The organism is Streptomonospora alba (assembly GCF_000826685.1).
GTDB classification, from domain to species: domain Bacteria; phylum Actinomycetota; class Actinomycetes; order Streptosporangiales; family Streptosporangiaceae; genus Streptomonospora; species Streptomonospora alba.
The window spans coordinates 58,859-82,321 of the sequence record NZ_JROO01000014.1; the positions used below are offsets into that span (position 1 = coordinate 58,859).

Genomic DNA, 23,463 nt, shown 5'->3' on the forward strand with positions numbered 1-23,463 from the left:
GGCCGCGCGGCGCCGGCGCGCGTCAGCCCTGCTCGGCTGCGGCCAGGTGCTCCAGCAGCGGCTCCACCGTCTGGTCGGGCGCCTCCTCGGGGAGCCAGTGCGAGAACCCCTGCAGTTCGACGAAGCGGTACGGGGCCGAGACCCGTTCGCCGGTGCCGTGGGCGGCCGCGGCCAGGAAGGCCACGTCCTCGGTGCCCCACACGTACAGCGTGGGCACGCTGATGTCCGGGGCGTCGGTGGAACCGGTGTCCAGCTCCAGTGCGCGGTACCAGTTCAGCGCCGCGGTGAGCGCGCCGGCCTGGGACAGGCGGCGGACGTTGTCGGCGACGAGGTCTTCGGGCACCCGGTCCTCGAAGAGGTCGGCGAGGGCGGTGGCGGCGTTGTCGAGCAGGGATTCCTCGGCGGCGCCGGGAGTCTGGAACAGCCGGATGTAGGACATCGCCTTGCGCTGTTCGGGCGAGGAGGCCAGCGCGTCGGCGAGCGCGGCCGGGTGCGGCGTGGACAGCACCGTCAGGCTCGCGACCCGATCGGCGTGCTCCGCGGCCGTGGGCCAGGCGACCACGCCGCCCCAGTCGTGGCCGACCAGGTGGAAGCGCTCGGCGCCGAGTTCGTCGGCGAAGGCCGTCACGTCGCCGACCAGTTCCGGCACCGCGTAGTCCGCGGTGTTCAGCGGTCGCGCTCCCGGCGAGTAGCCGCGCTGGTCGACCGCCACCGCGCGATAGCCCGCCCGGCCGACCGCGGCCAGGTGCCGCCGCCAGCACGTGGCGAACTCGGGGAAGCCGTGCAGGAAAAGGACCAGCGGACCGTCGGCCGGTCCGGTCGCCAGGGCGTCGAACTCCAGGTCGCCGCGGCGCAGGGTCAGCGTCTCGGTGTCGGGGGCGAGGGTTTCCGCCATGTCTTCCTCCAGCTGGTGCGTGGGTGCCGCTCGGGCAAGGCTACTCGGCCCCCTGCGCCGGGTCGGGGCGGTGGTTAGACTCGGTGGCGTCGTCGCGGTGAACGCCCCGGACACCGGCTGGTCGGTCAGCCCGGCTGCCGGGGCGGTCGAGGAAGCGGGACAGGATGCAGCCGACCGTCGCCTCACCCTCCGGTGCCGTCTGGCGCGTGCAGATCGACCGCGCCATGTGGGTGGCCGGCGTGCGCGCGCTCATGCTTCAGGCGCTTCACCCGCTGGCCATGCAGGGCGTCTGGCAGCGCTCGGATTTCATGGAGGACCCCACCGGGCGGCTCACGCGCACCGCCGACTTCGTCGCCGCCACCACCTACGGCAGCCCGCAGGAGGCCGCCGAACTGGGTCGGCGGGTCCGGGCCGTGCACGCCCGCCTGGCCTTCACCGATCCCGCCACCGGCCGCCGGCACCGCGTCGACGAACCCGAGCTGCTGCTGTGGGTGCACTGCGCCGAAGTGGTCTCCTACCTGGAGGTCGTCACGCGCGCGGGCGTGCGGATGAATCGGCGCGGGGCCGACGCCTACTTCGCCGAGCAGACCCGCACCGCCGCCCTGGTGGGACTGGATCCCGCCGAGGTCCCCGCCTCGGTCGCGCAGATGCGCGCCTATCTCGCCCGGATGCGCCCGCGGCTGGCGGCCACCCCCGAGGCCGCCGCGGCCGTGCGGTTCCTGCTGTGGCCCAAGGCGCCCGAGCGGCTCAAGGCCCTGGCGTGGCTGAAACCGCTGTGGTTGCCGGTGGGCGCGTTGTCGTACTACACGCTGCCGGACTGGGCGCGGCGCGCCTACGGGACCCTGCCCGAGCCCCCGGGCACCCAGGCGGCGGTCACCGCCGCCCTGCGCGGGGTGCGCGCCGGCCTCAACGCCGCCCCCGCCTCCCTCTATCTGCGCCTGTTCGACGACGCCACCGTCGAGCGCGCCCACCGCGCCCGCGAACGCCTCGCGGCCGCCGGCTACGACGTGCGCGGCGGCCTCGCGGCCCTCACCGACCCCGCCACCTGGCCGCGTCCGCAGCGGGCGACCGAGGCCGCCGACTGAGGACTAGCCTGGAGGAATGCAGCGGCGAAAGCGCAGGTACGTCTGGCTCATGACCACCTGCCTGGTGCTGTTCGGCGGTTCGCTGCCGGTGTATCACCTGGCGGGCACCGGCTGGGCGCTGGCGATGTGCGCGGTGGCCATGGTCCTGCCGCCCGTCGCCGTGGTCATCGGCAACACGCCCGACCCCGACGACCCGCAGGACCGCGGCACCGGATACGGGCCCGACGCCCCGCGCTGAGACCCTCGCCTGCGGCCCGGAGCGGCGCATCGGCGCCTGTGCGCAGCGGTGGGCGCCCGTAGGATGGAAGGTGAGCGGCCATAAGCGGTCCATCAACGTCGAGCCATGTCCGGGAGGCATCACCGTGAGTGAACACCACAGCAGCAGGCCCCAGGCGGAGGGGGACGGCGCCGCCGAGGCGCCGGTGTTCACCGCCCGCAAGAACGGCCAGGAGCAGACCGTCTCCGAGGAGCTGGCCGACTGGATGCGCACCGGCTGGGCCGACACCGAGAGCCGCGACCCCCAGCCGATCGAGCAGGCCGCCTACACCGCCAAGCGCCGCGAGGCGCTGAGCGCGCGCTTCCCCGGCGAGCGCCTGGTCGTGCCCGCCGGCAACCTCAAGACCCGATCCAACGACACCGAGTATCCGTTCCGGCCCTCCTGCGACTACGTCTACCTCAGCGGCGACCAGTCCGACGACGGCTGCCTGGTGCTGGAGCCGCGCTCCGGCGGCGGCCACGACGCCACGGTCTACCTGCGTCCCCGCTCCAACCGCGACAACGGCGAGTTCTGGCTCGACGGGCACGGCGAGTTGTGGAGCGGGCGGCGCCACAGCCTCGCGGAGTCCGCGCAGCGGCTGGGACTGCAGGCCCACGACGTGCGCCGGCTGCCGGAGGTGCTGAGCGAAGCGCCGGAGGTTCCCGTGCGCATCCTGCGCGGCCACGACGCCTCCCTGGAGGAGGTGGTCGGCGGACTGCGCGCGCAGTCCGCCGACAGCGCCGAGACCGCAGCCGAGCGCGACGAGGAGCTGGCCGTGGCGCTGCACGACCAGCGTCTGGTCAAGGACGAGTGGGAGGTCGCCCAGCTGCAGAGCGCCGTCGACGCCACGGTGCTGGGCTTCGGCGACGTCGCCGAAGCGCTGCCCCAGGCCCGGGCCACCTCCGAGCGCTACATCGAGGGCACGTTCTTCCTGCGCGCCCGCGTCGAGGGCAACGACGTCGGCTACGGCACCATCGCCGCCTCCGGGCCCAACTCCACGACGCTGCACTGGATGCGCAACGACGGCCCGGTGCGCGAGGGCGAGTTGCTGCTGCTGGACGCCGGCGTCGAGACCACCACCCTTTACACCGCCGACGTCACCCGGACCCTGCCGGTCTCGGGGCGCTTCACCCCCCTTCAGCGCCGCGTCTACGACCTGGTCTACGCCGCCCAGGAGGCCGCGATCGCCGCACTCGCGCCGGGGCGGCCCTTCACCGAGTACCACCGGGTCGCCCAGCGCACGCTGGCCGAGGGGCTGGTCGAGTGGGGCCTGCTGGAGGGCCCGGTCGACCGGGTCGTCGAACTCGGCCTGCAGCGCCGCTACACCCTGCACGGGACCGGGCACATGCTGGGCCTGGACGTCCACGACTGCGCCAAGGCGCGCACCGAGACCCACCTCTACGGCGACCTGCGGCCGGGCATGGTGCTGACCGTGGAACCCGGCCTGTACTTCCAGCCCGACGACCTCACCGTGCCCGAGGAACTGCGCGGCATCGGCGTGCGCATCGAGGACGACGTCCTCGTCACGTCCGAGGGCAACCGCGTGCTCTCGGCGGGCCTGCCGCGCACCGCCGACGACGTCGAGGCCTGGCTGGCCCAGCGCCTGCCGTGACCGCAGCCGCCGGCACCCGCACACGCCGGGTGCCGGGGGCGGGACGCGCGGCGCCGCCGCCTCCGTGTGCTCGCCGGCCGCCCGCCGACCGGGGCCGTACCGCGACAGCGGCGGTGTCGGCACCCGGTCGGCCGGGTGCGGAGCCCCTGCTCACTCGTCGACGGCGCGGTCGTTGTAGACCCCGGCCTCCTCCTGGCCCGTCAGGCGCTGGATGGCGGCCATGACCTCATCGGTGACCAACCGGCGCGCGCGGCCGGTCTTGAGGTGGTCGTAGCCGATCGAGAAGTCCAGCGGGGCGCCGAAGCGCACCGTGATGGGGGCGATGCGCGGCACGCGCGCGCCGATGGGCTGGATGCGCTCGGTGCCGGTGAGCCCCACCGGAACCACGGGCGCGCCCGAGGCGAGGGCGAGGTGCGCCACGCCGGTGCGGCCGCGGTAGAGCCGCCCGTCCGGCGAGCGGGTGCCCTCGGGGTAGACGGAGAACACGCCGCCGTCCTTGAGCCAGCGCAGCCCGATGTCGAGCGCCTCCAGCGCCCCGCCGCCGCTGCCGCGCTCCACCGGGACCGCGCCCAGCGCGGTGAAGGTCGCACGCGACATCCGGCCCTTGGCGCCCGAGCCGGTGAAGTACTCCGCCTTGGCCAGGAACCGGATGCGGCGCGGCACGACCAGCGGGATCACCACGCTGTCGCAGAAGGAGAGGTGGTTGGCGGCGAGGATGACCGGACCCGCGGCCGGGATCCGCTCCACCCCTTCGATGCGGGGCCGGTACAGGCCCCGTCCCAGCTGCCTGCCCATCGTGCGCACCGCGTCATAGAGCACGATCCACCCCGCCCGCGCGCCGACACCGTTTCCACGCCAATCTAGCGCTTCGCTGTGCCGTCGGCGTGTGCGGGGTCACGCTCGACGCGGGAGGCGGCGCCGCGGGAGTGCTTGGAGGCTGCCTCGTGCGCGGCGCCGTCCTCCCGCCCGTCCGTTCGGCCGGGACGCCTGCCGGCAGATTCCGGTCGGCGGACCTCAGGCGCTCTCGGTCTTCGCGGCGGCCGGGGCGGGTCGCTGTCGGCCTGCGCCGACCCGGAGGTTGCCTACGACCAGGCCTCCCAGCAGCAGAACGCCGGCGACGAGCAGGAACAGACCCCGGGCGTCCATCCCGCGTCCAGCAGCCACCCTGCGGCCAGCGGCGAGATGACGGCCCCGATCCGCCCGACGCCGATGCCCCATCCGACGCCGGTCGCCCGCACCGACGGCTCGCCCTGGCCCACATGGGCGACCTGCAGTCGGTGGCGGGCCACTCGACCCAGTTGGGCGTGCTGGAGGAAGACGAGGTGCTGTTCGTGGAGCGGCTCACCGCGCCCGGATCGGTCGTCAACATCACCAAGATCGCGGGGCGCCTGCCGTTGCACGCCTCGTCGGCGGGTCCGGTCCTGCTGGCCCACGCACCGAGCGGGCCGCGCGAACGCGTGCTCCAGGGCCCCTTCGCCTCCTACACCGAGCACACCATCAGCGACGAACGTGCTTTGCGCGCCGAACTGGCGGAGGTCCGGCAGCGCGGATTCGCCTTCTGCCGAGGCCACATCCACCCCGACGCGGCGGGGGTGGCGGTGCCGGTACGCAAGGACCGCCGCGTGGTCGCCGCGATGGGCCTGGTCGTCCCCAACGACGACGGCGCGTGGTCCTTCGCCCGGCCGCTCATGCTCGCCGGCCTGTCCTTGAGCCGTGCCCTCAGCGGCACCGCCGAATCGACGACGGAGGAAGCGCCCCGCTCGGGCACCGGCGAGTGATCCGGCACGGCGGCCCGGGTCGACGGGCGCGGGCGCTGCGGCGGGCCGGGCGGTCTCGGCGCCCGCCGCCCGGGTCAGCTCACTGGCATGCCGGCGACCCGGGCGCCGACGCGGCACCGTTCGGCGGCGACCAGGTACGACAAGCGGGCCGCGCTCTTCGACGGGACGGTCCACGTCGCCGCGATCCGGATCCGGCTGCGCGATCTCACCCGTTCGAAAGCAGAACCTAGCCCTGCGGGGTCCAGGAGGCGTTGGCCCCGCAGACGACCAGGCAGGGGTGGTCGCCGGGCACCCGGCCGGACAGCCAGGCCGCGAAGGGGACGGCCGCCGCGGGCTCCGCTGCGATGCGGAACTCCTCCCACAGCCGGTCGCGGGCCGCGGTGATCTCGGCGTCGGTGACCAGCGCGGTGTCGACGGGGTACTCGCGCAGCACCCCGAAGGGCACGTCGCCCACACGTGTCGCGCCCAGCGCCGAGGAGGCCACCGAGTCCACCGGCGCGTCCACCGGCCCGCCCGCGGCCAGGGCGGCGTGCAGGCTCTGGCAGCCCTCGGGCTCCGCACCCAGCACACGGCGTCCGCCCGCTCCCAGGCGCACACCGGCCACCAGTCCGCCGCCGCCCACGGCCACCGCGACGCAGTCGCACTCGGGCGCGTCCTCGGCGATCTCGCGGCCGATCGTGCCCTGGCCGGCCACGACGTCGGGGTCGTCGTAGGCGTGCAGGTAGCGCAGCCCTTCGCTGTCGGCGCGGGAGCGGGCGGCCTGGGCCGCCTCGGCGTAGTGGGCTCCGATGCGGATCAGTTCGGCCCCCGACTCCTCCAGCCGGCGCGCCTTGACCTCGGGCACCGTCTCGGGCACGTAGACCAGCGCTTCGGTGCCCAGCATCCGCGCCGCCGCGGCCACACCCAGTCCGTGGTTTCCTCCCGAGGCCGTCACCACGCGCCGCGGCGCGCCCGCGGCCACCATCGCGTTGAGCGCGCCGCGCAGCTTGAACGCGCCCGTTCGCTGCAGGTGCTCCAACTTGAGCGTCAGCGGGCGCCCGTCGACGCGCACGGTCAGCACCGGAGTGCGGCGGGCGTAGGGGGCGATGCGCTCGGCGGCGGCCGTGACGTCGGCGGGCGTGGGCAGGGAGGTCGTGGCTGTCGGCGCGGGTGTCATGCCTCCACACTGCCTTGCCCGATGCTTAAGTTAAAGTTGCGGTTGCTAAGTATGATTAAGCATCGCTTTGGTCGGGTGCGTGCGGGAGGTGGCTCCGGGTGCTGGATGCGGACCGGGTGCGTGTGCTCGTGGAGGTCGCCCACGCCGGATCGATCGCCGCGGCCGCCGAGAACATGGCCTTCACCGCCCCGGCGCTGTCCCAGCAGCTGACCAAACTGGAGCGGGAACTGGGGTGTGCGCTGGTGGAGCGCTCACGCACCGGCGTACGGCTGACGCGGGCGGGCCGGGTGCTGCTGGCCTACGGCGAACGGGTCGTGGGCGAGTTGCACGACGCGGAGTCCGCGGTGCGCGCCGCCGCCGGCGAGGCGCCGGTGCGGCTGTCGCTGGGCGCCTTCGCCAGCGCCGGCAAGCTGCTGGTGCCCCAAGCACTGGCCGCGTTCGGGCAGGCCCACCCCCAGGTGCGGCTGTCGCTGTCGGACGTGGAGCCGCCCGACGGCTACGGGCAGGTCACCTCCGGCGAGCTCGACCTGCTCATCACGCACCGCTATCCCGGCGTGCAGGTGCCCGCCGCCGCCGGGCTGCACCGCGAACGCATCCTGGTCGACCCGCTGCTGCTGGTGCTGCCCGAAGGCCATCCGGCCGCGGGGACCGCGCCGCGCCTGGCCGACCTCGCCGAGCAGGAGTGGATCTGCGGCGCCCCCGGCATCTCCAACCGCATCGCGCTGGAGTCGGCCGCGGCCGCCGAGGGCGTGCGGCCGGCGGTGGCCTACGAGACCCGCGACTACGAGGTGATGCTGGCGCTGATCCGCGCGGGCGTGGGCATCGGACTGGTCCCGCGGATGATCCTGGACGCCGCGCCCGCGGAGGGCTGGGTCGCCGAGCCGCCCGGCGGAGCGGCGCCGGCGCGCGAGATCTCCATCGTGCACCGGCGCAGGCCGCCCGCGCCGGTGCCGGCCATGGTGGACATGCTGCGCCGCTCCGCCCGGTGCCCGCCGTACTGAGGCCCGCGGCGGGTGCTCAGCCGTCGGAGGCGCCCACGGGCACCGTCGCGCGGCGTTCGAGCGCGAGCGCCGCGGCTTCCAGGACCTCGACGACCTCGTGTCCGAATCCGGTGCCGCACTCATCGGCGACGGCGTCGGCGCCCTTCCCGGCTTGGGCCAGCAGCCGGTCGATCGCCGCCGAGAACGCGGTCACCGGGTCCTGGCCGGCGTCGGGCAGGCAGGCCACGCCGTTCTCGCCGTGGAAGAGGAACTCGCGGCGAGACCCCGCGGGCGGCGCCTCCAGCGTCAGCGCGAGTGAACTCACGGCGCCCCCGCGGTGGCTCAGCAGCAGATGGGTGGTCTTGTGCGGCCCCGCCACCGCGGTGACCTCCTCGACCCGCCCCAGGACCGGCAGCAGCACCGACAGGGCGTGCGGGCCGGCGTCCCACAGCCCGCCCCGCTCGCGGCGCCACGGGGACTGGGCGTAGGGGCTGTCGGTGCTCAGCGCGGAGCCGAGCATGGCCGCCTGCGCACCGTCCCATCCCCCGGCCGCAGCGGTTTCGCGCAGGAACTCCCGGATGCGCGGGGAGAAGCGCATGGTGAAGAAGACGACGCCGGCCAGGCCCCGGCGCCGGACCTCGGCGGCGATGGCGCCGGAGGCCTCGGTGGTGAAGGCCACCGGCTTGTCCAGCAGCAGGTGCCGCCCGGCCCGCGCGGCGCGCAGCGCGGCTTCGGCCTGCACATCGGGCGGCAGCGCGATCGCCACGGCGTCGACGTCGGCGATGAGGGCGTCGGAGTCGGAGTAGGCGGCCACTCCGTAGAGGTCGGCCAGCGCCCGGGTGCGCTCGGCGTTGCGTCCCCACACGCCGACGAACTCGGCGTCGGGGTGCGCGGCCAGCGCCGCCCCCTGGGTTTCGCGGGCCCAGTAGCCCGTTCCCAGCAGTCCGATCCTCAAGCCCATGCGGCGTCTCCTCTCCGGCGGCGCGGCCCCGTGCCCCGTCCTGCGCCATTCTGCCCGGCGGACGCGTGCGGGCGCACAGTGGGGCGGCCGGGTCCGCGCGGCCCTGCCGACCGGCCGCGCGGCTCCCGGCCGCCCCGTCCCCTGGGGAAGGGCCCCGCGGGGCCCGCGCCTACTTGACCGCGCCCATCGACAGCCCGCGGACCAACTGGCGCTGGGCCATCCAGCCGATGACCACGATCGGCAGCGACGCCAGCGTGGCCGCGGCGGCCAGCTGCGCCCAGTACAGCCCTTCGCTGGTGATGAACCCGACCAGGTACACCGGCACGGTGGCCGCCTGCGACGCCGTCAGGTTCACCGCGAAGAAGAACTCGTTCCACGAGAAGATCATGCAGATCAGCGCCGTCGCGGCGACGCCGGGCGCCATGATCGGCAGCATCACCGACCACAGGACCCGCGGCAGGCTCGCGCCCTCCATCTGCGCGGCCTCGACGACGCCCGCGGGAACCTCCAGGAAGAACGAGCGCAGCATCCACACCGCGATCGGCAGGTTCATCGCCGTGTAGAGCACGACCAGCGTCCAGATGTTGTCCAGCATGCCCACCTCGGCCGCCGCGACGTAGATCGGCACGACCACCGCCACCAGCGGCAGCATCTTGGTGGAGATGAAGAAGAACAGCACGTCCTTGGTGCGTTTGACGGGCCGGATCGACAGCGCGTAGGCGGCGGGGGTGCCCAGCACCAGCACCAGGGCGGTCGAGGCCAGGGTGGCGATCAGCGAGTTGCCGACATAGGGCATGAAGTCCGCGCCGACGACGTTGCGGAACTGATCCAGTGTCGGCTGGAACAGCAGCGTGGGCGGATCGGTCTGGGCGATGCCCTCGGTTTTGAAGGCCGTCAGCACCATCCACAGCGCAGGCGAGACGAACACCAGCGCGATCGCCCAGGTCAGCACGGTCAGGGCGGTCCCGCCCACGCTGCCGCGGCGGCGGCGCGGGGCGGGGCGCGGGGTGGGGACCGCGGCCGGGCGTGTACGGGGGGCAGGGGCGGTGGCGGTCACGACTTCGCCTCCTGGTCGGACATGAAGGTGCGGAAGATCAGCCGCAGCGCCAGTGTCGCCACGACGATGGTGCCGATGACCACGATGACGCCCATGGCCGCCGACTGGCCGATGTCGAACCCGAGGAAGGTCCGCTGGTAGATGTAGAACGGCAGGTTGGAGCTGGCGGTGCCGGGCCCGCCCTGGGTCATCATGTAGATCGTGTCGAAGGTGTTGACCACGTAGATCGACCCCAGCAGCACGCCCAGCTCGATGTAGCGGCGCAGGTGGGGCAGCGTGACGTTGGTGAACATCTGCCACCGGTTGGCGCCGTCGACCTGGCCGGCCTCGACCACGTCGCGGCTCTGGCTCTGCAGCCCGGCCAGTACCAGCAGCATCATGAACGGGCTCCACTGCCACACCAGCGCGGTCACCACCGAGACGACCGGGTACTGCGAGACCCAGTTCACGTCGCCCAGCCCGAAGGGGGTGAGCACGAACCCGAGCAGCCCGAAGACCGGGTCGAACATGGTCGTCTTCCACAGCAGCGCGGTGGCCACCGGGATGATCAGGAACGGTGTGATCAGCAGGGTGCGCACCACCCCGCGCCCCAGGAACTTGCGGTCGAGCAGCATCGCGAGCCCGATTCCGACCGCCATCGAGATCAGCACGCACGAGGCCGTGATGACGACGGTGTTCAGCGCCGCCCCCAGGAACTGGGCGTCGGTGAGCACGTAGGCGTAGTTGTCCAGCCCGGCGAAGGTGCCCGAGTCCGGGCGCAGCAGGTTCCACGACCGCAGCGAGTAGAAGATCGTGAAGAGGAACGGCAGCTGCGTGACCAGGATCGTGAAGATCAGCGCCGGCAGCAGCGGGGCGCGCAGTGACCAGCCGTGGGCGCGCCGTCGGGCCCGCGGCGTGCGGGCGGGAGCCGCCGGGCGCTCCGCGGGGGCGGTGGCGGTCGCGCTCATCGCGGCACCCTCCCCACCGCGGGGGCGGCCGTGCAGGGGCGGCCGCGTCGTCGAGTGCTCATCGTGTCTCCTTGTAGCTGTCGCCCACCGACTGCGCGTACTGCTGACTCTGCTCCAGGGCCTCGTCGACGCTGATCTGCCCGGCGACGGCGGCGCTGAGCTGCTGGCTGACCCGGGTGCCCAGGTCCTGGAACTCGGGGATGGCCAGGAACTGGACGCCGGTGTAGGGCACGGGGCGCATGCCCGGGTCCTTCGGGTCGGCGTCGGCGATGCCCTCGCGCATCGGCTCGGCGTAGGCCGACGCGACGTCCTGGTACTGCGGGTTCTCGAAGGTGGAGATGCGGTTTCCGGGCGGTACGCGCTCCCAGCCGTACTCCTCGGCGACCTTCTCCGTGTATTCCTTGTCGGTCATCCACGACAGGAACCGCCAGGCCTCGTCCTTGTGCTCGGAGGTCTCCGGGATGGCCAGCGACCAGGTGTAGAGCCAGCCGCCGTAGTCGGTCTCGGAAACCGGCGCGGGCGCATAGCCGCTCTTGCCGGCGACCTTGCTGGAGTCGGGGTCCTCGACCGTGCTGACCATCGCCGTCGCGTCGTAGAACATGGCGGTGTTGCCCTGGCTGTAGCGGGTCAGGCAGTCGCCGAAGCCGCTGTTGGCGGCCCCGGGCTGGCCGTGCTCGCGCACCAGGTTCACGTAGAACTCCGCGGTGCGGCGGAACTCGGGCGAGGTGAGCTGGGCGTTCCACTGCTGGTCGTACCAGCGGCCCCCGAAGGTGTTGAGCATGCTGTTGAAGGGGGCCAGCACCTCGCCCCAGCCCGGCAGACCCCGCAGGCAGATGCCGGCCGTGCCCGACTCGGGATCGTGCAGTTCGGCCGCGAGGTCGGCGACCTCGGCCCAGGTGGGGTCGGCCGGCATCTCCAGACCGGCCTGGTCGAACAGGTCCTTGCGGTAGGCCAGGAACGACGACTCCCCGTAGAACGGCACGGAGTACATGTCGCCCCGGTAGGAGAGGGACTCGCGGATGGGCTGCAGGAAGTCGCCCGCATCGTAGCCCTCGGTGGCGTCGATGTGGGGCTGCAGGTTCTCCAGCCACCCGTTCTCGGCCCACATCCGGGTCTCGTAATTGCTGATCATGACCGCGTCGAACTCGCCGCCGCCGGTGGCGATGGACGTGGTGATCTTGGCGCGGGCCTCGTTCTCGGGAAGTGTGACGAAGCGCAGGTCGATGCCCGGGTACTCCTCCTCGAAGTCCGAGCGCAGCGAGATGGCGTCCTCCATCTGGGGGTTGGACACGATGGCGACCACCAGCGTCGTGCCGTCGCCGCCCGCGGCGACGCCGCCCGCGCCCGCGCAGCCCGACACCAGTGACACTGCGGCGCCCAGTGCGCCCAGCGCCGCGAACCGCCCGGGGCGGCCTTTCGTCCTCGGCAACGGGTTCTCCTCCTCGACGGTCGTGCTGTGCGGCCTCAGGCCGCGTCGGTGGGTAGGACCTGCACCTTCACGCCGGTTCCGGCGCGCATCGCCTCCAGGGCGCCGGGGAACTCCGCCAGCGCGAAGGCGTGGGTGAGCAGGTCGTCGGTGCGCACCCGGCCCGCAGCCAGCAGGTCCAGGGCGGCGCCGTAGCTGTTCAACACGGCCATGGAGCCGACGACGGTGATCTCGTCGTTGTAGATGCGAAACGGTGACAGCGCGACGCGGGCGTCGTCGGGTGCGACGCCGAAGACCAGCAGCCGCCCGCCGCGGCGCAGCGCGCCGAAGGCCGCCTCGATGGCCGGGGGCGCGCCCGTGGCGTCGGCGGCGGCGTCGAAGCGCTCGTCGTCGAGTTCGGCCGCGTCGGCGGCGGTGGCTGCGGCGCCCAGCGCCTTGGCCAGCTCCAGGCGTTCGGTGTTGCGGTCGACCACGGTGACCTCGGCGCCGTTCTGCTGCAGGAGCTGCTGCAGCAGCAGGCCCATGGTCCCGGCGCCCATGAGCAGGAAGCGCTCGGCGGCGTGCACGCCGATGCGGCGTACACCGTGCACCGCGCAGGAGAGCGGTTCGACCACGGCGGCCTCGCGGTAGCCCACGTGCTCGGGCAGGCGGTGGCAGTTGACGGCAGGGGCGGCGACGTAATCGGCGAAGGCGCCGTCGACGGTGTCGCCGATGGCGCCCCAGTTGGCGCACAGGTTGCCGCGGCCGGCGCGGCAGTAGGTGCAGTGGCCGCAGAACAGGGAGGGGTCCACGGCCACCCGGTCGCCCTCGCGCAGCCCGCCGGGGGCGTCGGAGCCCACAGCCACCACCTCCCCGGCGAATTCGTGGCCGGGCACCAGCGGGTAGGGGCTGGGAGGGAACTCTCCGTCGGCGATGTGCAGGTCGGTGCCGCAGACGCCGCAGGCGCCCACGCGCACCACCACGCCGTCGGCGGCGGGAGCGGGATCGGGACGGTCTCCCACCGTGACGGTTCCGGGACGTTCGATGATCGCTGCGCGCACGGCCGCTCCTTGCTCCTCATACGGGTGCCCCTGTACGCGAGCGCACAGGCATTGGTGCTCGATTGATGCTCAGATGAGCGGTTCGTCGCTCATGTGATGCGTCACATTCAAACCCCGCGGAAACGTGCTGTCAACGTATGATTCACGTATGAGCGGAACGGTGATCAGATGAGCAGAACGGACGGGGTTCCGCAGGAGGCCCCCGACGCAGCGGCACCACAGCACAGGCCCCCGTTCAAGGGGCCCGCGGAGCTGGTGCTGGTCTCGACCGTCGCGCGCCGGTTCTACCTGGACGGGCGCTCCAAGGTGGAGATCGCCGACGAATTCGGCATCAGCCGCTTCAAAGTCGCCCGCGCGCTGGAGACCGCGCGGGAGAGCGGGATCGTGCGGATCTCCATCCGGGTGCCCGCGCGCATCGACCCCGACCTCTCCGACCGGCTGCGCGCGGCCTTCGGCCTGGAGCGCGCCATCGTCGTCGACGGCTCCGAGGACTCCGCCCAGACCCACCGCCACCTGGGGTCGGTGGCCGCCGACCTGCTCTCCGAGATCGTCGAGGACGGCGACGTGCTCGGCCTGGCCTGGGGGCGCACCGTCAACGCCGTCGGCGCCGAACTGACCCGGCTGGCGCGCTGCACCACCGTGCAGCTGGGCGGCGTGGTCTCCCACCGCACCTACGGCGAAGACGCCAGCGAGGGGTCGGTGGAGTCGGTGCAGCGCGCCGCCCAGCTCTCCGGCGGAGCGGCCTATCCCATCTACGCGCCGCTGATTCTGCCCGACGCCACCACGGCCCGCGCGCTGCGCAGCGATCCCGGCATCGCCGGCGCCCTGTCGCGCTTCGACCGGCTGACCAAAGCCGTGGTCTCCATCGGCGGCTGGGACGAGCAGAGCTCCACCGTCTACGCCTGCCTGGACGCCCGGGCGCGCGCGGAGCTGCGCACCAAGGGGGTGCGCGCCGAGATCTCCGCACAGCTGTTCGACTCCGCGGGAACCCGCGTGCACAGCGATCTCGACGAACGCGTGCTGGCCATCACCGACCTCCAGCTGGCGCGGGTGCCCGACGTGATCGCGGTGGCCGGCGGGCCCGGCAAGGCCGAGGCCATCGGCGTGGTCCTGCGCAGCGGCCTGATATCCACCCTGGTCACCGACGCGGCCACGGCCACGGAGCTGCTGGGCTGAGGGCGCGGGCCCCGGCCGCCGGGCGACCGCCGCGCGGGCCCCGACCCCGGCGCCGACGCCCTGGTCGGGCGCGGGTTACAGTCTGTGCCCTGGCCGTACGCGGCGCCGGGCCGCGCGCGGCCCGGCGACTGCCGACGGAGGGGGTGCGATGGGCCGCAGGTACGGTGCCCACGAGCTGCTCGACAAGACGCTGGACGCGGGCTCGTTCAGCTCCTGGGACAGTGAACCGCTGGACGTCGCGGCCGATCCCGGCTACGCCGCCGAACTGGCCGCCGCGCGCGAGCGCAGCGGCTGCGACGAGGCCGTCGTCACCGGTGAAGGCCTGCTGCGCGGCCGCCGCGTGGCCGTGCTCGCCTGCGAATTCGGTTTCCTCGCCGGGTCGGTCGGGGTGGCCGCCGCCGAACGCCTGACCGCAGCCGTCGAACGCGCAACGGCCGAGCGCCTGCCCCTGCTGGCCGCCCCCGCATCCGGCGGAACCCGCATGCAGGAGGGCACCGTCGCCTTCCTGACCATGGTCAAGATCTCCGCCGCCATCGCCGCGCACAAGGCGGCGGGTCTGCCCTATCTCGTCTACCTGCGCCACCCCACCACCGGCGGCGTCCTGGCCTCCTGGGGCTCCCAAGGCCACGTCACCGTCGCCGAACCCGGCGCGCTCATCGGATTCCTCGGCCCCCGCGTCTACGAGCAGCTCTACGGCCGGCCCTTCCCCGAGGGAGTGCAGTCGGCGGAGAACCTCTACCGGCGCGGCCTCGTCGACGCCGTACTCGGCGTCGAGGACCTGCCCGCCACCGCCGAGCGGGCCCTCAACGTGCTGCTGGCCCGTGCCGACACGCTGCCCGCGGTCCCCGCGCCGGTCGAGGAGCCCCTGGGCGAGGTCTCCGCCTGGGAGTCGATCACCCGCTCGCGGCGCCGCGACCGCCCCGGCGTGCGCGACCTGCTGCGGCGCGCCGCCGGCGACGTCGTGCCCCTCAAGGGCACCGGCGAGGGCGAGGCCGACCCCGGGCTGCTGCTCGCCCTGGCCCGCTTCGGCGGTGCCCCCTGCGTGCTGCTGGGCCAGGACCGCTCCCGTCAGACCAGCGAGCACCCTCTGGGCCCCGCCGCGCTGCGCGAGGCCCGCCGCGGCATGCGCATCGCCGAGGAACTGAACCTGCCCCTGGTCACCGTCATCGACACCCCCGGTGCCGCGCTCTCGCGGGAAGCCGAGGAGCAGGGCATGGCCGGCCAGATCTCCCGCTGCCTGACCGAGCTGGTCACACTGCGCGCCCCGACCCTGGCGGTGCTGCTGGGCCAGGGCACCGGGGGAGGGGCGCTCGCGCTGATTCCGGGCGACCGCGTCGTCGCCGCCGAGCACGCGTGGCTGTCGCCGCTACCGCCCGAGGGCGCCAGCGCCATCGTGCACCGCACCACCGACCGCGCCGCCGAACTGGCCGAGCTGCAAGGCGTGCGCTCGGCGCGGCTGCGCGAGGACGGCATCGTCGACAGGATCGTGGCCGAGCGCGGCGACGCCGCAGACGAGCCCGAAGCCTTCTGCGCCCGCATGGGCGCCGCCCTGCGCCACGAACTCGCCGCCCTGCTGCACACCGACCCCGAGCGGCGCCTGGGCAGCCGCCACGACCGCTATAGGCGTCTGGGCCTGCCCGGATGAGCGGCGCACACCGCCGCGCACGCGTGAAGGCGGGGCCGCCGCAGCAGCGCATCCACCGCATCGGCACAATGTCGAAACATCCAACCCCACGACATCGGACGGCGCCGGGGACACCGGAGTCGACGGCACGGTCGGCGAAGAGCGAACCAAGGGGGCTCCTCACGTGGCGGAGCAAGCGAGCAGTTCCGAAGGGCCGTTGAGCGGCATCGTCGTCGTCGACCTGTCACGCGCGCTGGCGGGGCCGCACGCCGCCATGCTGCTGGGCGACCTCGGCGCGCGGGTGATCAAGGTCGAGCAGCCCGGCACCGGCGACGACACCCGCAGCTGGGGGCCGCCGTTCGTCGGCCCCGAAGACGAGCGGATCAGCACCTACTTCCTCTCCTGCAACCGCAACAAGGAGTCCGTCGAACTCGATCTGAAGTCCCCGGAGGGGGCCGCGGTGCTCACCCGCCTGGTGCGGGCCGCCGACGTGCTCGTGGAGAACTTCCGCCCCGGCGTGCTGGACCGCCTCGGCTTCACCGCCGAGCGCATGGCCGAACTCAACCCGCGCCTGGTGCAGTGCTCCATCAGCGGCTTCGGCCACGACGGTCCCGAGGGCGGCCGCGCCGGCTACGACCAGATCGCCCAGGGCGAGGCCGGGCTGATGAGTCTCACCGGGCCCGACCACGAGACCCCCACCAAGGTGGGCGTGCCCATCGGCGACCTTCTCGCGGGGATGAACGCCGCCTACGGCGCGCTCAGCGCCCTCTACGAGCGCCAGCGCACCGGCCGCGGCCGGGTGGTGCGCACCTCGCTGCTGTCCTCCATCGTGGGGGTGCACGCCTTCCAGGGCACCCGCTGGACCGTGGCCGGGGAGGTACCCGGGGCCATCGGCAACCACCATCCCTCCATCGCCCCGTACGGCTCCTACACCTGCGCCGACGGCATGCTGCAGGTCGCCGTCGCCAGCCAGGGCCAGTGGCAGAAGTTCGCCGGTCTGCTGGGCATCGATGCCGACGACCCCCGCTTCGCCGACAACGCCGCGCGGGTGGCCAACCGGCCCGCGCTCAACGAGGCGATCGAAGCGGCACTGGCGGAGGACGGACGCGAGGCCTGGCTGGAGCGCATCGGCGCGGTCGGAGTCCCCTGCGGCGCCGTCCGCACGCTCGACCAGGTCTATGAGTCCGACCAGGTCCGCTCCCAGGGCCTGCTCGCCGAGGTCGACCACCCGGTCCTGGGCGGCATCGAACTGCCCGGATCGGCCGTGCGCTTCAGCGACCCCGCCGACCCCGACTCGGAAACCCCGCCCGACCACCGCCCCCCGCCCCGCCTCGGCGAACACAACGACACGGTCCGGGCCTGGCTGGACACCCTCGACGAGTCCGGCTCCTGAGCCGGGCACACGAAAGGGGCCGGGCCCTCGTGCGAGCCCGGCCCCTGCTCGGTCGCGGGGAGGGATGCCTCAGCCGCGGGATCCGAAGCGGCTCGGGCTCTTGCCCATGCCCAGGCTCGTGATGAACAGGGCCAGGAGCGCGGCAAGCGCGCCGGCGACGACGTTGCTGACGACGGTGCCGCCGGCCGCCGGCGGGCCCACGACCGCCCAGGGCGCGATGACCGTCCACACCCCGATGCCGACCGCCGCCCAGCTCATGCCGTGGGTCCGCTCGAATGCGGAACCGAAGTCCACCAGCATGACCATGAAGGCCGGGCCGACGATCAGGTTGGTGATCGCCAGGTTGGTGCTGAGGCCGAACCCGACGATCCAGGGAGACGCGGCGATGTAGAGGCCGGTGAGAAGGGCCGGCCCTTCGGCGGCCTGGGCCGCGGGGTTGGTCAGGGCGGCCTCCGAACCGGCACGCATGGCCGCGATGTCCGGGTGCTGCTCGATGGTGGAGTTGGCCGACTCGACCATGGTTAGCACCTCCTACGAGACGGTGTTCGTCTTCGCGGAGTCCGCTAGCCCGCCGCGCGGGTACGCGTGCACCTAAAGCAGAAATACAATCCTCGGACTCGGGGCGAGCGCGGCGATCGCGTCCACGCGTGGTGCCCGGCGGCGGGCGGGACCCCGCACCGCCCGCCGCCGGGCCGTCGGGCCGCCCCGCGGGCGCCCGCCGGTTAGGGTGCTGTCGCATGGAACGTGTACTCGTGTTCAGCCGCACCACCGGATACCGCCACGACTCCATCCCCGCGGGCGTCGCCGCGCTGGAGGAGCTGGGCCGCCGCCACGGGTTCGAGGCCGAGGCCACCGAGGACCCCGCCGTCCTGAGCGGCGGCGCGCTCGGCCGATACAGCGCCGTGGTCTTCCTGAGCACCTCCGGCCAGGTCCTCGACGGCGCCGGACGGGCCGCGCTGGCCGACTACGTCACCTCCGGCGGCGGCTTCTGCGGCATCCACGCCGCCTCCACCGCCGAGCCCGACTGGCCCTTCTACGCCGAGCTGGTCGGCGCCCGGTTCACCCGCCACCCCGAGGTCCAGCAGGCGAGGGTGCGCGTGGAGGACGGCGTCCATCCCGCCACCGCCCACCTGGGCGAGTCCTGGACGCTCACCGACGAGTGGTACGACTTCGACCGCGATCCCCGCGGCGGCGGCGCCCGCGTTCTGCTCTCGGTCGAGGAGGACACCTACAACGGCGGCGGCATGGGCCCCGACCATCCCCTCGCCTGGTGCCGCGACGTGGGGGCCGGCCGCTGCTTCTACACCGCCCTGGGCCACCCTTCCTCCGCCTATTCCGACCCGGACTTCCGCTCCCACCTGCTCGGCGGTATACGCTATGCCGCCGCGTGGTAGCCGCCGACACCCGCAGCCGCACGGCACAGCGCCGGACGAGGGGAGCGCACCGATGGCATCACCGCCCGCCGCCTACCAGGCCGGCCCCGGAGGCGCACTGGATGTGGACCGCGCCTTCTACGCGCGCCTCGCCCGGGCCGCCGGCGGCCGCGAGACCGTCGAGGCCTTCACCGTGCCCATCCGCTCGGGCCGCGCCTGGGAGGTGCCCGTCGGCCACCTGTGCCGGATCGGCACCCCCGAGGGGCCGCAGGTGGGCGATCTCAACATCTGGAACCGGCACGACCCCCGCGAGCGCCTCTGGGCATCGCGCACCCGCCAGTTGCAGGCCGCGCACGTCACCACCTACGACCGCCTCTGGTCGACGCTGCCCTTCCTGCGCCCGCTGGCCACCGTCACCGCCGACACCCTCGCCGACTACGGCACCGACGCCGAGGGAGGCCGTGTCCACGACCTGCTGGGCACCCGCTGCGACCCCTACGTCAACCGCATGCTCACCGGCGAGGACTTCGACTTCCACTGCCACTCCAACCTCACCCGCGCGGTCATGGGCTACGGGCTCACCGAGTTCGACGTGCACGACGTCCTCAACGTCTTCCAATGCACCGGGCTCAACGACGAGGACCGGTACTTCATGAAGGCCAGTCCCGCCCGCGCCGGCGACCACATCGAGTTCTTCGCCGAGACCGACCTGCTGATGGCGCTGTCGACGTGCCCGGGCGGTGACCTGTCGGTGGACCTGTGGGGGCCCGAGGCCGGCGACCCGCTCGCGGTGTGCCGTCCCCTGTCCGTGGAGGTGCTGCGCCCGCCCCGGGACGTGCTCGAGGGCTGGTCGCCGCCGCAGACGGCCGCCTACGCCGGGATGCACGGCCTGCGCCGCCCCCAGTGGGGCGAGGACGCCTTCTAGGCGACCGGGCTTTCCCCCGTTGACCGTAGGTACAAGATCAACGCTGATGCGTAGCGCCGCCGGGAGCGGGCTGGGCGGCCGCATAGGCTGGGGCCATGGACGCCGTGCGCGAAGAGGGCCCCACCCTCGTGCTGGACGGCGGGCTGGCCACCCGGCTGGAGGAGCTCGGCTGCGACCTCAGCGACGAGCTGTGGTCGGCGCGGCTGCTGCACGAGGACCCCGACATGATCCGCCGGGCCCACCGCGACTTCTTCGCCGCCGGTGCCGACGTGGCCATCACCGCCTCCTACCAGGCCTCCGTCGACGGGTTCACCGCCCGCGGCCTGACCCGCGCCCAGGCCCGCACCCTGATCGCCTCCTCGGTGGGCCTGGCCGCCCAGGCCCGCGACGAGTCCGGCGGCGGGATCGTCGCCGCCGGCATCGGCCCCTACGGTGCGGCCCTGGCCGACGGCTCGGAGTACACCGGCGACTACGGCCCCGGCATCGGCGCCGACGCCCTGGCCGACTGGCACCGGCAACGCTGGCACCTGCTCGCCGAAAGCGGCGCCGACCTGCTGGCCTGCGAGACCATCCCCTCCTACACCGAGGCGCAGGCCCTGGTCCGGCTGCTGGAGGAGACTCCCGGCGTGCGGGCCTGGTTCAGCTTCAGCTGCGCCGACGCCGAGCACATCAGCGACGGCACCCCGCTGGCGCGCTGCGCCGAGTTGCTGGCCGACCGCGAACAGGTGGTGGCCGTGGGCGCCAACTGCACCGCCCCGAGCCGCATCGGCGGCCTCATCGCCCGGGTGCGGGGCGCACCCGCGGTGGTCTACCCCAACTCCGGCGAGACCTGGGACGCCGCCGCGGGCACCTGGCGCGGCAGCAGCGACCCCGAGGCCTTCGGCGCGGCCGCACGGCGATGGCAGCAGGCCGGAGCGCGCTTGATCGGCGGCTGCTGCCGCACCACCCCCGAGCACATCCGGCGGATCCGCGCTCACCTGGACTGACGCCCGCACCTCAGGAGAACGGCGTCGTCACCTTGCGCCCGGCCGCGAGGTCGGCCACGACCCCGTGCATCGCCTCGGTGTCGTTGAGGTGCGGAAAAGCCGTGTCGGGCTCGGCCGCACCCAGGAATTCGCACAGCGGCCCCCAGCCCTGGCCGAGCTCGTAGACCAGCAGCCGCTCGGCCGGCACGGCCTCGACGACCGCGGCGCGGTGCCGCCGGAACGCCGTGACGGCCTCCTGCTCGTCGGGCTCGTGGTCGCACTGGCCGAACAGCGACGTCCACAGAATGCGCATCATCGCGATCATGCGGTCCATGTCCATCCACCCCTCGTCGGGCGAGGGCATCGCGACGTCGCCGCGCAGCGTGGCGACGAAGCCGAACATGGTGCTGGACATGCTGGTGTACCAGCTGTGCGGGTCGCGGTCGTTGAGCACGACCTTCGCCTGCGGATAGGCGGCGGCGAGTTCGCGCCAGAAGTAGGAGAAGGGCCAGTCGACGCCCGAGCCGTAGCCCTGCAGGACGTAGTCCCAGTCGACGGGGTCGTCGTAGACCGCGTGGCTCCACCGGGGCATGTGCTCGGGATGGGAGAGGAACTCGAACATGTGGTAGGTGGGGCCGAAGCCCAGTCGCTCCAGCGCCGCCTTCATCGAGCTCGTGCCGGTGCGCGGCAGCCCCGCGCCGATGACCTGGACCATGCGATCCGCCTTCCGTTGTGCGCTCGGACTCGTGGCCTTCCTCGGGTTCGCGCCGACCGCGATTCTCGCCCCGCACCGCGCGCTCGGCCAGAGCCGCCGCGGGACCGGATCGGGCCACCCGCGCGCGGTGGAGCGCATCCGGGCCCCTCCACGCCTGCCGCCTGCGGCAACCCGCGGTGGATCCCGATCAGGTCCAAATGCACACGCGATCCGCGCGCCCGACTGGGTAGCGGGACGGTGACACGAGCGGCACCGCCCGCACGCCCACGGCGGGACCCGCGCGGCGGCACGGCCGGCGCGTCCCCGCCCGCCGGCGGCCGGCGACACACGGAAAGGCAGAGGCGCTATGGCCGACATCGCCGTCTTCGGCGGCAGCGGAATGATCGGATCCCGCATCGTCGACGAGGCGCTCCACCGCGGACACACTGTCACCGCTCTGGCCCGCGACCGCACGCGGCTGCCCCACGAAGACGAGCGGCTGCGGGTGGCCGACGCCGACGTGCTCGACCCCAGCGCCGTCACCGCCGCCGCACGCGGCCGGGACGTACTGGTCAGCGCGGTCGGCGGCGGCGACGGCAGCGGCCACCGCAGACTCGTCGAGCCCTCGGCCCGCACGATCGTGGCGGCGCTGCGCGACCTTCGGGAGCCGCCCCGCTTCATCATGGTCGGCGGCGCCGGAAGCCTGGAGACGGTCCCGGGCAAGCAGGTGTGGGACACCCCCGGGCTGCCCGAGGACGTCCTCGAGACCATGCACGCCCACGGCGACGCGCTGGAGTTCCTGCGCGGCGTCACCGACCTCGACTGGACCAACCTCAGCCCGCCGGCGGTGATCGAGCCGGGCGAGCGCACCGGCGGCTACCGCACCGACACCGACCGGCTCGTCGCCGACGGCCGGGGAAACAGCCGCATCAGCGCCGAGGACTACGCGGTGGCGCTGGTCGACGAGATCGAGTCGCCGCGCCACCGCAACGAGCGCTTCACCGTGGGGGACTAGCACGCGGGACCGCCCGGCCCGCGGGCCCGGCGCGGTCCGCGCTCGGCAGGACGCACAGCACAGCAGTCAGGGAGGAGGCCGCCATGGCCGCCGAACGCGAGAAGGACATCGCCCAGCAGGTGCTCAGCGAGGTCGGGGGAACGATGGCCCGGGAGGCGGGCATCGGTCTGGCCGACCGGCCCGCGCCGCTGTGGCAGCTGCTGGTCCTGGTCAACCTGGTCTCGACACGCATCTCCGCCGACATCGCCGTCGCCGCCGCGCGCGAGCTGAACGAGGCCGGCGGCACCACGCCCCAGGGGATGGCGGAGCTGACCTGGCAGCAGCGCGTGGACGCGCTGGGGCGCGGACACTACGTCCGCTACGACGAGAGCACCGCGACCAGGCTGGGCGAGTGTGCCGAGTTCGCCCGCGAGCGCTACGGGGGAGACCTGCGCCGGCTCGCCGAGGAGGCCGAGGGCAAACGCACCGCCCTGACCAAGGCCCTGCAGGAGTTCACGGGCGTGGGGCCCACCGGAGCCGACATCTTCTGCCGCGAGGTCCAAGAGGTCTGGCCGTGGCTGCGGCCCTACGTGGACAAGCTCGCCCGCAAGGGCGCCGACCGGGTGGGCCTGCCGGCCTCCCGGGACAAGCTGGCCGCGCTGGTCGACGGCGACGACCTGGCCGCCTTCTGCGGCGGGCTGGTGCGTGTCGCCCGCCAGCGGGAGCTGGCCGAGAAGGTGACCGCTCAGGCGGCCTGATCGGCGGGAACGCCCACGCGCAGGATGTCGGCGGTGCGGCGTAGCGTAGAGCCATGTGCCGAAACATCCGCCGCCTGCACAACTACGAACCGCCCACCACCGAGGCCGAGATCCGCGAGGCCGCCCTGCAGTACGTCCGGAAGGTCAGCGGCAGCACGCATCCCTCGGCAGCCAACAGCGAGGCCTTCGACCGCGCGGTCGAGGCGGTGGCCGCCGCGACCGGCGAGTTGCTGGACTCCCTGGTCACCTCGGCGCCGCCGCGTTCGCGCGAGCAGGACGCCGCCCGCGCGAAGGAGCGCGCCCGCATACGCTACGAGAACGCTCCGCCGCCCGCCTGACCCGACGGTCCCCGAGCCCCGGTGCGCCCG

25 protein-coding genes are annotated in these 23,463 nt (G+C 73.6%); 14 read left to right on the forward strand and 11 right to left on the reverse strand.

The genetic code is table 11. The features are described 5' to 3' along the window. Positions 1-22: 22 nt before the first annotated feature. Positions 23-895 (reverse strand): alpha/beta fold hydrolase, encoded by an 873-nt coding sequence (locus tag LP52_RS08555; RefSeq protein WP_040272264.1) that lies wholly within the window; start codon positions 893-895, stop codon positions 23-25. 164 nt (positions 896-1,059) lie between these two features. On the opposite strand from LP52_RS08555, the gene LP52_RS08560 reads away from it, so the two are divergent. The 3 genes from LP52_RS08560 (at position 1,060) to LP52_RS08570 (ending at position 3,848) form a co-directional block, all read left to right on the forward strand. After that, entirely contained in the window at positions 1,060-1,980 is a 921-nt protein-coding gene (locus LP52_RS08560) for an oxygenase MpaB family protein (RefSeq protein WP_052809606.1), read from the forward strand. Positions 1,981-1,996: 16 nt separating this feature from the next. Next, positions 1,997-2,218, forward strand: coding sequence for a DUF3099 domain-containing protein (locus tag LP52_RS08565; RefSeq protein WP_040272266.1), 222 nt, complete (start codon positions 1,997-1,999; stop codon positions 2,216-2,218). Positions 2,219-2,342: 124 nt separating this feature from the next. Further along, entirely contained in the window at positions 2,343-3,848 is a 1,506-nt protein-coding gene (locus tag LP52_RS08570; protein ID WP_052809607.1) for an aminopeptidase P family protein, read from the forward strand. Between the two features lie 150 nt (positions 3,849-3,998). On the opposite strand, the gene LP52_RS08575 is transcribed toward LP52_RS08570, so the two are convergent. Beyond that, positions 3,999-4,667: a lysophospholipid acyltransferase family protein gene (locus LP52_RS08575; RefSeq protein WP_040272268.1), complete on the reverse strand. Its 669-nt coding sequence runs from the start codon at positions 4,665-4,667 to the stop codon at positions 3,999-4,001. 195 nt (positions 4,668-4,862) lie between these two features. Continuing rightward, positions 4,863-4,994, reverse strand: a complete 132-nt coding sequence (locus LP52_RS28740; protein ID WP_274518795.1) for a hypothetical protein — start codon at positions 4,992-4,994, stop codon at positions 4,863-4,865. A 104-nt stretch (positions 4,995-5,098) separates the two neighbouring features. Between LP52_RS28740 and LP52_RS08580 the strand changes: the two genes are divergently transcribed. Next, positions 5,099-5,626, forward strand: a complete 528-nt coding sequence (locus tag LP52_RS08580) for an IclR family transcriptional regulator (protein ID WP_449336607.1) — start codon at positions 5,099-5,101, stop codon at positions 5,624-5,626. Between the two features lie 226 nt (positions 5,627-5,852). Here the strand turns inward: LP52_RS08580 and LP52_RS08585 are convergent, their stop codons facing one another. Continuing rightward, a complete protein-coding gene (locus tag LP52_RS08585) occupies positions 5,853-6,782 on the reverse strand; it encodes a serine/threonine dehydratase (RefSeq protein WP_040272269.1) in 930 nt (309 codons plus the stop codon). Between the two features lie 98 nt (positions 6,783-6,880). On the opposite strand from LP52_RS08585, the gene LP52_RS08590 reads away from it, so the two are divergent. Beyond that, positions 6,881-7,783, forward strand: coding sequence for a LysR substrate-binding domain-containing protein (locus LP52_RS08590; protein ID WP_040272270.1), 903 nt, complete (start codon positions 6,881-6,883; stop codon positions 7,781-7,783). 16 nt (positions 7,784-7,799) lie between these two features. Here LP52_RS08590 and LP52_RS08595 read toward each other — a convergent pair whose 3' ends face one another. The 5 genes from LP52_RS08595 to LP52_RS08615 form a co-directional block, all read right to left on the reverse strand. Further along, entirely contained in the window at positions 7,800-8,723 is a 924-nt protein-coding gene (locus LP52_RS08595; protein WP_040272271.1) for a Gfo/Idh/MocA family protein, read from the reverse strand. Positions 8,724-8,892: 169 nt separating this feature from the next. Beyond that, positions 8,893-9,780, reverse strand: coding sequence for a carbohydrate ABC transporter permease (locus LP52_RS08600; RefSeq protein WP_040272273.1), 888 nt, complete (start codon positions 9,778-9,780; stop codon positions 8,893-8,895). Further along, positions 9,777-10,727: a carbohydrate ABC transporter permease gene (locus tag LP52_RS08605; protein ID WP_040272274.1), complete on the reverse strand. Its 951-nt coding sequence runs from the start codon at positions 10,725-10,727 to the stop codon at positions 9,777-9,779. Before LP52_RS08605 ends, LP52_RS08600 begins: the two co-directional genes overlap by 4 nt. Positions 10,728-10,785: 58 nt before the next feature. Then, complete coding sequence (locus LP52_RS08610) at positions 10,786-12,117, reverse strand: ABC transporter substrate-binding protein (protein WP_040272397.1); 1,332 nt, start codon at positions 12,115-12,117, stop codon at positions 10,786-10,788. A gap of 74 nt (positions 12,118-12,191) precedes the next feature. Continuing rightward, on the reverse strand, positions 12,192-13,193 hold the full coding sequence (locus LP52_RS08615; RefSeq protein WP_040272276.1) for a zinc-dependent alcohol dehydrogenase family protein: 1,002 nt from the start codon (positions 13,191-13,193) through the stop codon (positions 12,192-12,194). 252 nt (positions 13,194-13,445) lie between these two features. On the opposite strand from LP52_RS08615, the gene LP52_RS08620 reads away from it, so the two are divergent. The 3 genes from LP52_RS08620 (at position 13,446) to LP52_RS08630 (ending at position 17,386) form a co-directional block, all read left to right on the forward strand. Continuing rightward, positions 13,446-14,369 carry a sugar-binding transcriptional regulator gene (locus LP52_RS08620; RefSeq protein WP_040272399.1) on the forward strand — a complete coding sequence of 308 codons (924 nt, stop codon included), beginning with the start codon at positions 13,446-13,448 and terminating at the stop codon, positions 14,367-14,369. Positions 14,370-14,517: 148 nt separating this feature from the next. Next, positions 14,518-16,014, forward strand: a complete 1,497-nt coding sequence (locus tag LP52_RS08625) for an acetyl-coenzyme A carboxylase carboxyl transferase subunits beta/alpha (protein ID WP_040272278.1) — start codon at positions 14,518-14,520, stop codon at positions 16,012-16,014. A 163-nt stretch (positions 16,015-16,177) separates the two neighbouring features. Continuing rightward, positions 16,178-17,386, forward strand: a complete 1,209-nt coding sequence (locus LP52_RS08630) for a CaiB/BaiF CoA transferase family protein (protein WP_040272279.1) — start codon at positions 16,178-16,180, stop codon at positions 17,384-17,386. A gap of 69 nt (positions 17,387-17,455) precedes the next feature. On the opposite strand, the gene LP52_RS08635 is transcribed toward LP52_RS08630, so the two are convergent. Then, complete coding sequence (locus tag LP52_RS08635) at positions 17,456-17,905, reverse strand: SPW repeat protein (protein ID WP_040272281.1); 450 nt, start codon at positions 17,903-17,905, stop codon at positions 17,456-17,458. Positions 17,906-18,123: 218 nt separating this feature from the next. On the opposite strand from LP52_RS08635, the gene LP52_RS08640 reads away from it, so the two are divergent. The 3 genes from LP52_RS08640 to mmuM all read left to right on the forward strand — a co-directional run bounded on the left by LP52_RS08640 (position 18,124) and on the right by mmuM (position 20,670). Further along, on the forward strand, positions 18,124-18,780 hold the full coding sequence (locus tag LP52_RS08640) for a ThuA domain-containing protein (RefSeq protein WP_040272282.1): 657 nt from the start codon (positions 18,124-18,126) through the stop codon (positions 18,778-18,780). 52 nt (positions 18,781-18,832) lie between these two features. Next, complete coding sequence (locus LP52_RS08645; RefSeq protein ID WP_040272284.1) at positions 18,833-19,684, forward strand: urea carboxylase-associated family protein; 852 nt, start codon at positions 18,833-18,835, stop codon at positions 19,682-19,684. A 95-nt stretch (positions 19,685-19,779) separates the two neighbouring features. After that, entirely contained in the window at positions 19,780-20,670 is an 891-nt protein-coding gene (gene mmuM, locus LP52_RS08650; protein WP_040272286.1) for a homocysteine S-methyltransferase, read from the forward strand. Positions 20,671-20,680: 10 nt separating this feature from the next. Here mmuM and LP52_RS08655 read toward each other — a convergent pair whose 3' ends face one another. Further along, positions 20,681-21,364, reverse strand: coding sequence for a sulfotransferase family protein (locus LP52_RS08655; protein ID WP_040272287.1), 684 nt, complete (start codon positions 21,362-21,364; stop codon positions 20,681-20,683). A 346-nt stretch (positions 21,365-21,710) separates the two neighbouring features. On the opposite strand from LP52_RS08655, the gene LP52_RS08660 reads away from it, so the two are divergent. From LP52_RS08660 to LP52_RS08670, 3 genes are all read left to right on the forward strand, one after another. Further along, the gene (locus LP52_RS08660; protein WP_040272289.1) at positions 21,711-22,358 is read left to right on the forward strand and encodes an NAD(P)-dependent oxidoreductase; all 648 of its coding nucleotides are present in this window, start codon (positions 21,711-21,713) and stop codon (positions 22,356-22,358) included. An 83-nt stretch (positions 22,359-22,441) separates the two neighbouring features. Next, positions 22,442-23,095, forward strand: coding sequence for an HhH-GDP family DNA glycosylase (locus LP52_RS08665; RefSeq protein WP_040272290.1), 654 nt, complete (start codon positions 22,442-22,444; stop codon positions 23,093-23,095). A gap of 53 nt (positions 23,096-23,148) precedes the next feature. Beyond that, a complete protein-coding gene (locus LP52_RS08670) occupies positions 23,149-23,433 on the forward strand; it encodes a DUF2277 domain-containing protein (protein WP_040272292.1) in 285 nt (94 codons plus the stop codon). Positions 23,434-23,463 lie beyond the last annotated feature (30 nt).

Coding starts and splice junctions, on each gene's coding strand:
- LP52_RS08665 (WP_040272290.1), top strand. CDS start 22,442: ATGGCCGCCGAACGCGAGAAGGACATCGCCCAGCAGGTGCTCAGCGAG.
- LP52_RS08565 (WP_040272266.1), top strand. CDS start 1,997: ATGCAGCGGCGAAAGCGCAGGTACGTCTGGCTCATGACCACCTGCCTG.
- LP52_RS08635 (WP_040272281.1), bottom strand. CDS start 17,905: ATGGTCGAGTCGGCCAACTCCACCATCGAGCAGCACCCGGACATCGCG.
- LP52_RS08595 (WP_040272271.1), bottom strand. CDS start 8,723: ATGGGCTTGAGGATCGGACTGCTGGGAACGGGCTACTGGGCCCGCGAA.
- LP52_RS08625 (WP_040272278.1), top strand. CDS start 14,518: ATGGGCCGCAGGTACGGTGCCCACGAGCTGCTCGACAAGACGCTGGAC.
- LP52_RS08640 (WP_040272282.1), top strand. CDS start 18,124: ATGGAACGTGTACTCGTGTTCAGCCGCACCACCGGATACCGCCACGAC.
- mmuM (WP_040272286.1), top strand. CDS start 19,780: ATGGACGCCGTGCGCGAAGAGGGCCCCACCCTCGTGCTGGACGGCGGG.
- LP52_RS08605 (WP_040272274.1), bottom strand. CDS start 10,727: ATGAGCGCGACCGCCACCGCCCCCGCGGAGCGCCCGGCGGCTCCCGCC.
- LP52_RS08560 (WP_052809606.1), top strand. CDS start 1,060: ATGCAGCCGACCGTCGCCTCACCCTCCGGTGCCGTCTGGCGCGTGCAG.
- LP52_RS28740 (WP_274518795.1), bottom strand. CDS start 4,994: ATGGACGCCCGGGGTCTGTTCCTGCTCGTCGCCGGCGTTCTGCTGCTG.
- LP52_RS08645 (WP_040272284.1), top strand. CDS start 18,833: ATGGCATCACCGCCCGCCGCCTACCAGGCCGGCCCCGGAGGCGCACTG.
- LP52_RS08670 (WP_040272292.1), top strand. CDS start 23,149: ATGTGCCGAAACATCCGCCGCCTGCACAACTACGAACCGCCCACCACC.
- LP52_RS08585 (WP_040272269.1), bottom strand. CDS start 6,782: ATGACACCCGCGCCGACAGCCACGACCTCCCTGCCCACGCCCGCCGAC.
- LP52_RS08555 (WP_040272264.1), bottom strand. CDS start 895: ATGGCGGAAACCCTCGCCCCCGACACCGAGACGCTGACCCTGCGCCGC.
- LP52_RS08660 (WP_040272289.1), top strand. CDS start 21,711: ATGGCCGACATCGCCGTCTTCGGCGGCAGCGGAATGATCGGATCCCGC.
- LP52_RS08655 (WP_040272287.1), bottom strand. CDS start 21,364: ATGGTCCAGGTCATCGGCGCGGGGCTGCCGCGCACCGGCACGAGCTCG.